General features: G+C 51.8%; 13 protein-coding genes and 1 pseudogene. 12 read left to right on the top strand and 2 right to left on the bottom strand.

The features are described from left to right. Nucleotides 1-12 precede the first annotated feature (12 nt). From CRI63_RS16000 to CRI63_RS16020, 5 genes and pseudogenes are all read left to right on the top strand, one after another. Nucleotides 13-714, top strand: a complete 702-nt coding sequence (locus CRI63_RS16000; RefSeq protein ID WP_135387025.1) for a fimbria/pilus periplasmic chaperone — start codon at nucleotides 13-15, stop codon at nucleotides 712-714. 15 nt (nucleotides 715-729) lie between these two features. After that, entirely contained in the window at nucleotides 730-1,227 is a 498-nt protein-coding gene (locus CRI63_RS16005; protein ID WP_131162052.1) for a fimbrial protein, read from the top strand. Beyond that, the gene (locus CRI63_RS16010) at nucleotides 1,224-1,703 is read left to right on the top strand and encodes a fimbrial protein (protein ID WP_135520078.1); all 480 of its coding nucleotides are present in this window, start codon (nucleotides 1,224-1,226) and stop codon (nucleotides 1,701-1,703) included. The genes CRI63_RS16005 and CRI63_RS16010 overlap by 4 nt, the downstream gene beginning before the upstream one ends. Before the next feature lie 41 nt (nucleotides 1,704-1,744). Further along, nucleotides 1,745-2,231 (top strand): annotated as a pseudogene (locus CRI63_RS16015) (fimbrial protein). Between the two features lies 1 nt (nucleotide 2,232). Continuing rightward, nucleotides 2,233-3,054, top strand: coding sequence for a StfH/YfcO family fimbrial adhesin (locus CRI63_RS16020; protein ID WP_135404682.1), 822 nt, complete (start codon nucleotides 2,233-2,235; stop codon nucleotides 3,052-3,054). A gap of 44 nt (nucleotides 3,055-3,098) precedes the next feature. Here the strand turns inward: CRI63_RS16020 and smrB are convergent, their stop codons facing one another. After that, nucleotides 3,099-3,650 (bottom strand): endonuclease SmrB, encoded by a 552-nt coding sequence (gene smrB / locus CRI63_RS16025; RefSeq protein ID WP_000730806.1) that lies wholly within the window; start codon nucleotides 3,648-3,650, stop codon nucleotides 3,099-3,101. Nucleotides 3,651-3,815: 165 nt separating this feature from the next. On the opposite strand from smrB, the gene prmB reads away from it, so the two are divergent. From prmB to CRI63_RS16055, 6 genes are read left to right on the top strand one after another with little or no spacing between them, the layout of a single operon-like run. Next, nucleotides 3,816-4,748 carry a 50S ribosomal protein L3 N(5)-glutamine methyltransferase gene (gene prmB / locus CRI63_RS16030; RefSeq protein WP_130257452.1) on the top strand — a complete coding sequence of 311 codons (933 nt, stop codon included), beginning with the start codon at nucleotides 3,816-3,818 and terminating at the stop codon, nucleotides 4,746-4,748. Between the two features lie 34 nt (nucleotides 4,749-4,782). Continuing rightward, complete coding sequence (gene aroC / locus CRI63_RS16035) at nucleotides 4,783-5,868, top strand: chorismate synthase (RefSeq protein WP_001353064.1); 1,086 nt, start codon at nucleotides 4,783-4,785, stop codon at nucleotides 5,866-5,868. 3 nt (nucleotides 5,869-5,871) lie between these two features. Continuing rightward, nucleotides 5,872-6,696: a penicillin-insensitive murein endopeptidase gene (gene mepA, locus CRI63_RS16040; RefSeq protein ID WP_135520080.1), complete on the top strand. Its 825-nt coding sequence runs from the start codon at nucleotides 5,872-5,874 to the stop codon at nucleotides 6,694-6,696. Further along, nucleotides 6,696-7,505: a sulfite exporter TauE/SafE family protein gene (locus tag CRI63_RS16045; RefSeq protein WP_064526496.1), complete on the top strand. Its 810-nt coding sequence runs from the start codon at nucleotides 6,696-6,698 to the stop codon at nucleotides 7,503-7,505. Before mepA ends, CRI63_RS16045 begins: the two co-directional genes overlap by 1 nt. Then, nucleotides 7,505-8,053: an elongation factor P hydroxylase gene (gene epmC / locus CRI63_RS16050; protein WP_135520082.1), complete on the top strand. Its 549-nt coding sequence runs from the start codon at nucleotides 7,505-7,507 to the stop codon at nucleotides 8,051-8,053. The genes CRI63_RS16045 and epmC overlap by 1 nt, the downstream gene beginning before the upstream one ends. 33 nt (nucleotides 8,054-8,086) lie before the next feature. After that, complete coding sequence (locus CRI63_RS16055) at nucleotides 8,087-8,362, top strand: YfcL family protein (protein WP_016262189.1); 276 nt, start codon at nucleotides 8,087-8,089, stop codon at nucleotides 8,360-8,362. Nucleotides 8,363-8,496: 134 nt separating this feature from the next. Here CRI63_RS16055 and mnmC read toward each other — a convergent pair whose 3' ends face one another. Continuing rightward, nucleotides 8,497-10,503: a bifunctional tRNA (5-methylaminomethyl-2-thiouridine)(34)-methyltransferase MnmD/FAD-dependent 5-carboxymethylaminomethyl-2-thiouridine(34) oxidoreductase MnmC gene (mnmC, locus tag CRI63_RS16060; protein WP_135520084.1), complete on the bottom strand. Its 2,007-nt coding sequence runs from the start codon at nucleotides 10,501-10,503 to the stop codon at nucleotides 8,497-8,499. A gap of 158 nt (nucleotides 10,504-10,661) precedes the next feature. Between mnmC and fabB the strand changes: the two genes are divergently transcribed. Beyond that, the gene (gene fabB, locus CRI63_RS16065; protein WP_000817178.1) at nucleotides 10,662-11,882 is read left to right on the top strand and encodes a beta-ketoacyl-ACP synthase I; all 1,221 of its coding nucleotides are present in this window, start codon (nucleotides 10,662-10,664) and stop codon (nucleotides 11,880-11,882) included. Nucleotides 11,883-12,011 lie beyond the last annotated feature (129 nt).

A 12,011-nucleotide genomic window follows, 5' to 3' on the forward strand; every position in this document is an offset into this window, starting at 1 on the left:
ACATTGACGTTGATGGCGGCGGCTGCAAGTTTTTACGCACAGGCTTCAGTGACGCCCGATCGTACCCGTTTGATTTTTAACGAAAGTGACAAATCTATTAGTGTTACCCTACGTAATAACGATCCTAAACTTCCTTACCTGGCGCAAAGCTGGATTGAAGATGAAAAGGGTAACAAGGTGAGTTCACCATTAGCTGTTTTACCTCCTGTACAGCGTATTGATGCGATGATGAACGGTCAGGTGAAAATTCAGGGATTGCCAGATATCCACAAATTGCCTGCCGATCGCGAAACGATGTTCTACTTTAACGTTCGCGAGATCCCGCCTAAATCGAATAAAGCTAACACGCTGCAAATTGCTCTGCAGACACGTATCAAACTTTTCTGGCGTCCTAAGGCACTGGAAAAAAGCAGCACACAAACTCCCTGGCAGCATAAAGTGACCCTAACCCGCAGCGGCCAGGAATTTACCGTCAATAACCCAACGGCGTATTACGTCATCATCAGCAACGCCAGTACGCAGAAAAATGGCAATCCAGCGGCGGGTTTCTCGCCATTAGTCATGCCGCCCAAAACCAACGCCCCGTTAAACGTGAAAATGGATAGCACACCAGTGCTGACCTATGTCAACGACTATGGTGCGCGTATGCCGCTCTTTTTCCGCTGTAGCGGTAGTGCCTGCCTGGTGGATGAAGAACTAAGCAGCAAAGGCTGATTCCAGGAGAATCCGATGAGAAAGATGTTTCTGGTTAAATTACTGCTGGTTTTTGGTGTGGTGAGCCATCCTGCGGCAGGCGGAGAATCGAAATCCGTTGATCTGATATTGCGGGTGCTGGTCGATGCTCCGCCACCTTGTTCAGTAACGGGTAGTGCTGTGGAGTTTGGTGATGTGATCATCAAAAAGATCAATGGCACCAACTATCGCATGAATGCTGAGTACAAATTGGACTGTAAGGGAAGTCTAAGTGACGACCTGCAAATGCAGTTTAAGGGAACGACTACCACGATTAATGGCGAAACAGTGTTGAGTACAGGAATTTCTGGATTTGGGATTCGAATTGAAAGTGCGTCTGATAATTCGCTGTTTCCGATTGGCGAAAACAACTGGACGCCTTTCAACATCAACAGCCAACCGAAACTGAAAGCGGTGCCAGTAAAAGAGAGCGGTGTATCACTCGCGGCATCGGAATTTAACGCCAGTATGACGATGGTGGTGGATTACCAATGAAACGACTCGTTTTTTTTGTGATTTGTGGTTGCTGTTGCGTGGTACAGGCGGCGACACCAGACATTACTTTTCACGGAACTTTGGTATCACCGCCAGTTTGTACCATTAGCGGCGGGAAAACCATTGAAGTGGATTTTGGCGACATCCTTATTAATGACATTGACGGTGTTAACTTTCGTCAGACTGTACCCTATGAGATCACCTGTGATTCTGGAGTTCGTGATGCGGTTTGGGAGATGACTCTGACCTGGAAGGGGACTCCCACCAATTACAATACGTCGGCAGTCCAGACCAGCGTTACCGACCTGGGCATTGAAATGCAACAAAATGGCAGTCCGTTTGAGCTGGATAAACCTCTGAGTATTGATCCTGCCAGCCCCCCAATACTCAAGGCGGTACCGGTGAAAGCCAGCGGCGCGGTGTTGGGAGACGGAGCATTTTCCGCGTATGCCACGCTACAGGTGGATTACCAATGAAAACACAAGAATATGTTCTCGCAACGCTGCTGGGGAGCTTAATGCTGATCTGTGTAGCGCCGGTGCAGGCGGCTGATAACCTGCATTTTTACGGTAATCTATTGAATAAAACTTGTACGCCAGTAGAGACACAAGGATTGCTGGCAGAAGTGCAGTTTCCTACGGTGAGTACACAAGATTTAATGGTCGCCGGGCAGTCGGCCCGCCAGCCTGTAGTTTTTCAACTGAAAGACTGTAAGGGGCCAACCTCATACAACGTAAAGGTAACCTTGACCGGCACAGAAGATAGCGAACAGCCGGGTATTCTGGCGCTGGATGCGTCATCGGGTGCGCAGGGAGTAGGTATAGTTATGGAAAAAAAACGACGGCACACCTGTCGCCATCAACAGTACTACTGGTGCGACCTTTGTACTTAATAATGGCAGCAATAGCCTAACTTTTCGCGCCTGGTTACAGGCAAAAAGCGGTCGTGATGTGACTCCCGGTAATTTTACCGCTCAGCTAACCGCAACGTTTGAGTACCTTTAAAATGAAAAAATTACGCTATTTTTTTTGCTTACTTGTATTGATGTTACCTACCGCGATGGCATCAATAACGTTTCGTGATATGCACACCGACATGGGTTATGCCGGTAACTTTAATACCTCAACCTGGTATGAACTTAATGTTCAAACCTCATCAGGTGTATATCAGGGAGAATATCACCGGGATGGTTATACTCTTCTGGTCGGAGATATTCCGAATATCTCCTGGAATGGGCCAGGGCCAGCCCCCAAAATTAATGTGAAAAGTGGGGAATCTATTGATCCATCGAATTGTCCAGGGCTGCCGGCATCGGGAGAATTTACTTGTAACAAGGTGATCATGGACATCATCGTTGAAGGAGATCCTGGTGGCTGTCCCTGGATAGTGACCAGTAATATCAAATCACAATCAAGAAGAAGTGGTGTTGTTTATATGGGACCATCGACTTTTAACTCCACATGTCCGCCGATTCCTTTAGACCCTTATGATGTTTCATGGAGCCCAAATTCGGTAGTACGTAGCAAGCTATTATCATTGAAATCCACTGGAGGGGTAATCGAAAATACACTCCCCACCTTTTTGATGAAGGATGGCAAGTTGTGTGATGGTAGCCAATTTGACGATCGTGGCGCATATTGTCGCTTTGTATCGCAAATGATCACTTTTACGTCATATGGTTGTACCGATAACAAAGTGACAACCATACCAAACCGACATGCGATAACTGACAAGCAACTGCACGATATTGTGGTACGTGTCGATACCACTACACCACAACCTATAGATTCCACTTGCCGATTCCAGTATGTGCTGAATATGTTGTAGTGACCAAACCGGATACGGCGTTTATGTCGTATCCGGTTCAGCATTCAGGGCAACTCCGGCGGCAGCCACTCTTCCACTTCAATCAACACCAGCAACGCCGCATCACCACCGTACTCTTTCGGTGCCTGGTGAAACGCCATCACATGCGGATGTTGCGCCAGCCACAGTGGTGTTTGTTGCTTCAAAATATGCTTACCGTGTCCATGCATCACGCAGGCACAAAATACATGTTCACGGCGGCAGGCGGCAATCAACGCGCCTAGTTCCTGTTTGGCTTGTAGCTGAGTCAGACCGTGTAAATCCAAAAACAGCTCCGGCGAATAATCGCCACGGCGCAACTTCTTCGCCTCAAAATGACTCACATCCGGGCGTACATATTTCACCGGGCCTTCGGTATTCAATAACGGCTGAAACTCATCTGAGAAATAATGGCTGGCATCTGCCTGTTCCTGAATCAACCGCTTAACCGGCACTTCGCTGATTTTTTTACGCTGTGGTCGATGGACAATCGTATCTTGCTTTATCTTGCGAGTACCCGCCATCAACTGGCGAAACAGAGCCTGGTCCTCCTCGCTAAGTGTTGTTTTCTTTTTCATTGATGTGTCTCTATTTCTAATTTCCCTACAGTTTACCCGACTCGTCGCGCAATCGATCGTTTTAAACGTATTTTTCCTCACTCACCGCGCGTGAATGCTGATTTATCGTCATCTTCATGGCAAACTAGCCGCCGAAATTATTGCGATCATGCCCTGGAGGAATACGTGGATAAAATTTTCGTTGATGAAGCAGTAAATGAGCTGCAAACCATTCAGGACATGTTGCGCTGGTCGGTTAGCCGCTTCAGCGCGGCAAATATCTGGTACGGTCACGGCACCGATAACCCGTGGGATGAAGCCGTACAGCTGGTGTTGCCTTCGCTCTACCTGCCGCTGGATATTCCGGAAGATATGCGCAATGCGCGTCTGACCTCCAGCGAAAAACACCGCATTGTTGAGCGCGTGATCCGCCGCGTCAACGAACGCATTCCGGTGGCTTATCTGACCAACAAAGCGTGGTTCTGCGGCCATGAATTTTACGTCGATGAACGCGTGCTGGTGCCGCGCTCGCCGATTGGTGAACTGATCAACAATAAATTTGCCGGACTCATCAGTAAACAACCGCAGCATATTTTAGATATGTGTACCGGGAGCGGCTGCATCGCTATTGCTTGCGCTTATGCTTTCCCGGAAGCGGAAGTCGACGCGGTGGACATCTCTCCAGACGCGCTGGCGGTTGCCGAACAGAACATCGAAGAACACGGTCTGATCCACAACGTCATCCCGATTCGTTCCGATCTGTTCCGTGATTTACCGAAAGTGCAGTACGGCCTGATCGTCACCAACCCGCCGTATGTCGATGCGGAAGATATGTCCGACCTGCCAAATGAATACCGTCACGAGCCGGAACTGGGCCTGGCGTCTGGTACCGACGGCCTGAAACTGACGCGCCGCATTCTCGGTAACGCGGCAGATTATCTTGCTGATGATGGTGTGCTGATTTGTGAAGTCGGCAACAGCATGGTACATCTTATGGAACAATATCCGGATGTTCCGTTCACCTGGCTGGAGTTTGATAACGGCGGCGACGGTGTGTTTATGCTCACCAAAGCGCAGCTTATTGCCGCACGTGAACATTTCGCGATTTATAAAGATTAAATAAACACGCAAACACAACAATAACGGAGCCGTGATGGCTGGAAACACAATTGGACAACTCTTTCGCGTAACCACCTTCGGCGAATCGCACGGGCTGGCGCTCGGTTGCATCGTCGATGGTGTTCCGCCAGGCATTCCGCTGACGGAAGCGGATCTGCAACACGATCTTGACCGCCGCCGCCCTGGGACATCGCGCTATACCACCCAGCGCCGCGAGCCGGATCAGGTCAAAATTCTCTCCGGTGTTTTTGAAGGTGTGACCACCGGCACCAGCATTGGCCTACTCATAGAAAATACCGACCAGCGTTCTCAGGATTACAGCGCAATTAAGGACGTTTTCCGTCCAGGCCATGCCGATTACACCTACGAACAAAAATACGGTTTGCGCGACTATCGCGGCGGTGGACGCTCTTCCGCCCGTGAAACCGCCATGCGCGTGGCGGCAGGGGCTATTGCCAAAAAATATCTCGCCGAGAAATTTGGCATTGAAATCCGCGGCTGCCTGACCCAGATGGGCGACATTCCGCTGGAAATCAAAGACTGGTCGCAGGTCGAGCAAAATCCGTTCTTCTGCCCGGACCCGGACAAAATCGAAGCCTTAGATGAACTGATGCGCGCACTGAAAAAAGAGGGCGACTCCATCGGCGCGAAAGTCACCGTTGTTGCCAGTGGCGTCCCCGCCGGACTTGGCGAGCCGGTCTTTGACCGCCTGGATGCCGACATCGCCCATGCGCTGATGAGCATCAACGCGGTGAAAGGCGTGGAAATCGGTGATGGTTTTGACGTGGTGGCGCTGCGCGGCAGCCAGAACCGTGACGAAATCACCAAAGACGGTTTCCAGAGCAACCATGCGGGCGGCATTCTTGGCGGTATCAGCAGCGGGCAGCAAATCATTGCCCATATGGCGCTGAAACCGACCTCCAGCATTACCGTGCCGGGGCGCACCATTAACCGCTTTGGCGAAGAAGTTGAGATGATCACCAAAGGTCGTCACGATCCTTGTGTCGGGATCCGCGCAGTGCCGATCGCTGAAGCGATGCTGGCGATCGTTTTAATGGATCACCTGTTACGGCAACGGGCGCAAAATGCCGATGTGAAGACTGATATTCCACGCTGGTAAAAAATGAACAAAACCGCGATTGCGCTGCTGGCCCTGCTTGCCAGTAGCGCCTGCCTGGCAGCGACGCCGTGGCAAAAAATAACCCAACCTGTGCCGGGTAGCGCACAATCGATAGGCAGTTTTTCCAATGGTTGTATCGTCGGCGCTGACACGTTGCCAATACAGTCCGAACATTATCAGGTCATGCGTACCGATCAGCGTCGCTATTTCGGTCACCCGGACCTGGTGATGTTTATCCAGCGCCTGAGTAGCCAGGTGAGCAATCTGGGCATGGGTACGGTGTTGATTGGCGATATGGGGATGCCCGCTGGTGGGCGTTTCAACGGCGGTCACGCCAGCCACCAGACCGGACTGGATGTCGATATCTTCCTGCAACTGCCGAAAACACGCTGGACCTCCGCGCAGCTCTTGCGCCCGCAAGCACTGGACTTAGTTTCCCGCGACGGTAAACACGTTGTCTCCACGCTGTGGAAGCCAGAAATTTTCAGCTTGATCAAACTCGCCGCCCAGGACAAAGACGTCACGCGCATTTTTGTTAATCCGGCGATTAAACAACAACTTTGCCTTGATGCGGGCACCGATCGCGACTGGTTGCGCAAAGTGCGACCCTGGTTCCAGCATCGCGCGCATATGCATGTACGATTACGTTGTCCTGCCGATAGCCTGGAGTGTGAAGATCAACCTTTACCGCCACCGGGCGATGGCTGCGGGGCAGAACTGCAAAGCTGGTTTGAACCTCCAAAACCGGGAACAACAAAGCCTGAGAAGAAGACACCGCCTCCGTTGCCGCCTTCCTGCCAGGCGCTACTGGATGAGCACGTGATCTAATGGAAACGTTTAATAGCCTGTTTATGGTTTCCCCGCTGTTGCTGGGAGTTCTCTTTTTTGTCGCCATGCTGGCGGGATTTATCGACTCGATTGCCGGTGGCGGTGGGTTACTCACCATTCCGGCATTGATGGCGGCGGGGATGTCTCCCGCTAACGCGCTGGCAACCAATAAACTGCAAGCCTGCGGTGGCTCTATTTCCGCCACTATCTACTTTATTCGCCGCAAAGTGGTTAGTTTAAGCGATCAGAAACTTAATATCGCCATGACCTTTGTCGGCTCAATGAGTGGCGCACTGCTGGTGCAATATGTTCAGGCCGATATATTACGGCAGATATTGCCCATCCTCGTGATTTGCATCGGCCTCTATTTCTTGCTGATGCCAAAGCTGGGTGAAGAAGATCGCCAGCGCCGGATGTACGGCCTTCCTTTCGCGTTAATTGCCGGTGGTTGCGTCGGTTTTTATGACGGATTCTTTGGCCCGGCTGCCGGTTCGTTTTACGCACTGGCCTTCGTTACGCTGTGCGGTTTTAACCTCGCCAAAGCCACCGCTCACGCCAAATTACTCAACGCAACGTCGAACATTGGCGGTTTGCTGCTGTTTATTCTCGGCGGCAAGGTGATTTGGGCGACAGGATTCGTGATGCTGGTGGGGCAGTTCCTCGGCGCGCGTATGGGTTCAAGACTGGTGTTGAGCAAAGGACAAAAGCTGATCCGCCCGATGATCGTTATCGTCTCAGCGGTGATGAGTGCCAAATTACTTTATGATAGCCACGGACAGGAGATCCTCCACTGGTTGGGGATGAACTAATGAACAGTACACACCACTACGAGCAGTTGATTGAAATTTTTAATGGCTGCTTTGCCGATGAATTTAATACCCGTCTGATTAAAGGCGACGACGAACCGATCTATCTTCCTGCTGATGCGGAAGTACCGTATAACCGAATCGTCTTCGCTCATGGCTTTTACGCCAGCGCCATCCACGAGATTTCGCACTGGTGTATTGCCGGGAAAGCACGCCGTGAACTGGTTGATTTCGGCTACTGGTATTGCCCGGACGGACGCGATGCCCAAACGCAAAGTCAGTTTGAATATGTTGAAGTGAAGCCGCAGGCGCTGGACTGGTTGTTCTGCGTGGCGGCGGGATATCCGTTTAACGTCAGTTGCGACAATCTGGAAGGGGATTTCGAACCGGATCGCGTGGTGTTTCAACGGCGAGTACATGCGCAGGTGATGGATTATCTGGCTAACGGTATTCCAGAACGTCCGGCACGCTTAATTAAAGCACTACAAAATTATTATCACACGCCGGAAATTACGGCGGAACAGTTCCCGTGGCCGGAAGCGCTCAACTGAAGCCAGCGCCACGTTTTACAATGAGGAAAGAAGATGATCGCGGAGTTTGAATCACGCATTCTGGCATTAATCGACGGTATGGTTGACCATGCCAGTGATGATGAGTTGTTTGCCAGTGGGTATTTGCGTGGCCACCTGACATTAGCTATCGCAGAACTGGAAAGTGGTGATGACCACTCCGCTCAGGCGGTGCATACGACCGTTAGCCAGAGTCTGGAAAAAGCCATTGGTGCTGGTGAATTGTCGCCGCGTGACCAGGCGCTGGTAACCGATATGTGGGAACACCTGTTTCAGCAGGCGTCACAGTAGTAAGTCGTTGGCGTCTGGAGCACCATGCCTGATGCGACGCTTACAGCGTCTTATCAGGCCTACAGGTCACACGTAGTCACACGTAGGTCGGATAAGGCGTTTACGCCGCATCCGACAAACAATGCCAAAGCAGATTACCCCGCCTTAACCGCTTTACCTTTCAACAACTTCCGCACCCATAACCTATTCGGATTTAACGCCGCCAGCGTACTGGCATCCATCGGGATCGGTTCTTCACTCATCTGTGCCGCCAGAATTTCGGCGCACAGTGGGGCAGAACACAAACCACGCGAACCCAAAGCAGCAAGCATAAAGAGATCGTCATAAATCGGCGCGCTTACCGCCTCATCTTTCTGCTCCGTCAGCGACGCATATTCCACGAGTGTAGCGTCATAATCAGGCACGTTGCCTACCATTGGCAGATGATCGCGGGTGGCACAACGCACACCGCAGCGCGCCTCTTTATCACTGACATCAACCGCTTTCGCCCATTGTGCCTGCGGGAAACAATCAATCAATCGCTGGCGATTCTGCAGCTGATCTTCCTCACTGTATGCCGTCTCTTCGCTACCACGGTGATAACTGGCACCAATACAATGGTGTTGATTCGCCGGATTTTGCGGCGTGAGATAACCGTCATAGCACAGCACCTGTTTCAGTTTTGCCAGTTCCTGCGTTGTCGGAATATGGCTGACCTGACCAGCAACTGAATATACTGGCAGAGACGACGTTTGGCTGAAACGGCTGATTTGATGCCCATTCGCCAGTACCACTACACTATGCGTCGCTTGCTGATCACCTGCAAAATTCAACAACCAACAATCATCATTACGGGATAAATCCTGCAACTGATATTGATAATGGATCTGCAAACCCTGCTGTTGCGCCAGTTCCAGCACATTACGGGTCAGTTCTGCTGGACACAGCCAGCCACCTTGCGGATAAGTAATACCCCTGCAATTTGTCGCAACGCCCGTAATTTGTTCAACCGCATTAGCCTCAACGGCTACAGCCAGCTCTGCGGGTAAATCCATCGACAGCATCTGTGCGATTTTATGCTGGCTTTTCTCATCCCAGCCTAACTGTGTGACGCCGCACCAGGCATGATCAAATTTAACGGGTAATTGGTCGTAAAGCCGACGAGCAAAAGTAAACGCATTAGAGAAAAAGCGGTTTAGCGCCTCATCGTGTTTACTTAAGAGCGGATACAGCGCCCCCTGACGATTGCCGGAAGCACCCAGCGCGGGGGCCTCATCCGCACAATAAAGTGTTACCTGCCAGCCGCGACGTAATAGCGCCAGCGACAACAACGCGCTGGCAATACCGCCGCCGATAATCGCCGCTTCCCGTTTGCGGCTACCCGTACGATTAAACCACGGCGTGGAGCAGGGGAGGGGTAATGTCTGTTCCATCACCCCACAAAGCATTTCCCGTTTGCGCCCAAAGCCCTTACGCTTTTGCATGGTGAATCCGGCTTCCTGCAAACCGCGGCGGACAAAACCGGCAGACGTAAATGTCGCCAGCGTGCCGCCCGGACGCGCCAGTCGTGCCATGGCGTTAAACAGATTTTGCGTCCACATATCCGGGTTTTTCGCTGGCGCAAAGCCGTCCAGAAACCAGGCATCTACTTTTTGATTTAGCGAATCGTCCAGTTGGCTGGTCAGTTCGTTTATATCGCCAAACCATAAATCAAGCGTTACGCGGCCTTCATCGAGCAATAAACGATGGCAACCGGGCAGGGGAAAAGGCCACTGTGTCTGAAGCTGTTCCGCCCACGGCGCAAGTTCCGGCCAGTGTTGGTGCGCTAGCGCTAAATCAGCACGAGTGAGGGGAAATTTCTCAAAACTTATAAAGTGGAGGCGCTTTAACTGCGCCTGTGGATGCGCTTCGCGAAACTGATCAAATGCCTGCCACAGCGTCAGGAAGTTTAATCCGGTGCCGAAGCCGCTCTCTGCTACCACAAACAGAGGATGTGGATGCTCAGGAAAGCGTGCCTCTAATTGGTTACCCCCAAGAAAAACATAACGCGTCTCTTCCAGTCCGTTATCGTTGGAAAAATAGACATCGTCAAAATCTCGGGAAACAGGTGTACCCTCAGCATTAAATTCAAGGTTGGCAGGTTGTATGGAGTAGTGTTTCACGTAAGTTACTCGTCTTACAGGCGGTGGCTCGATCTTAGCGATGTGTGCCAGGCTGCGCAAATTTCTCTATTAATTGGCTGATCGGACTTGTTCGGCGTACAAGTGTACGCTATTGTGCATTCGAAACTTACTCTATGTGCGACTTACAGAGGTATTGAATGAAACGTGCAGTGATTACTGGCCTGGGCATTGTTTCCAGCATCGGTAATAACCAGCAGGAAGTCCTGGCATCTCTGCGTGAAGGACGCTCAGGGATCACTTTCTCTCAGGAGCTGAAGGATTCCGGCATGCGTAGCCACGTTTGGGGCAACGTAAAACTGGATACCACTGGCCTCATTGACCGCAAAGTTGTGCGCTTTATGAGCGACGCATCCATTTATGCATTCCTTTCTATGGAGCAGGCAATTGCAGATGCTGGCCTCTCCCCGGAAGCTTACCAGAATAACCCGCGCGTTGGCCTGATTGCAGGTTCCGGCGGCGGCTCTCCGCGTTTCCAGGTGTTCGGCGCTGACGCAATGCGCGGCCCGCGCGGCCTGAAAGCGGTTGGCCCGTATGTGGTCACTAAAGCGATGGCATCTGGCGTTTCTGCCTGCCTCGCCACGCCGTTCAAAATCCACGGCGTTAACTACTCCATCAGCTCCGCGTGTGCCACTTCCGCACACTGTATCGGTAACGCAGTAGAGCAGATCCAACTGGGCAAACAAGACATCGTGTTTGCTGGCGGCGGCGAAGAGCTGTGCTGGGAAATGGCCTGCGAATTCGACGCAATGGGCGCGTTGTCTACCAAATACAACGACACCCCGGAAAAAGCCTCCCGTACTTATGACGCTCACCGTGACGGTTTCGTTATCGCTGGCGGCGGCGGTATGGTGGTGGTTGAAGAACTGGAACACGCGTTGGCACGTGGTGCTCATATCTACGCTGAAATCGTTGGCTACGGTGCAACGTCTGATGGCGCAGACATGGTTGCTCCGTCTGGCGAAGGCGCAGTGCGCTGCATGAAGATGGCGATGCACGGTGTTGATACCCCAATCGACTACCTGAACTCCCACGGTACTTCGACTCCGGTTGGCGACGTGAAAGAGCTGGCGGCTATCCGTGAAGTGTTCGGCGATAAGAGCCCGGCGATTTCTGCAACCAAAGCAATGACCGGTCACTCTCTGGGCGCTGCTGGCGTACAGGAAGCTATCTACTCTCTGCTGATGCTGGAACACGGCTTTATCGCCCCGAGCATCAACATTGAAGAGCTGGACGAGCAGGCTGCGGGTCTGAACATCGTGACCGAAACGACCGATCGCGAACTGACCACCGTGATGTCTAACAGCTTCGGCTTCGGCGGCACCAACGCCACGCTGGTAATGCGTAAGCTGAAAGATTAATTCGGAGTAGGTCGGAGTAGGTCGGATAAGACGCGCCAGCGTCGCATCCGACGTTACGCGCCAATGCTGCCTCCGGCACTAAAGAATAAGGGAACCCGATGGTTCCCTTTTTCACATCATTGACAATCG

Origin of the sequence: Escherichia sp. E2661 (assembly GCF_004745185.1) — a bacterium.
GTDB lineage: Bacteria > Pseudomonadota > Gammaproteobacteria > Enterobacterales > Enterobacteriaceae > Escherichia.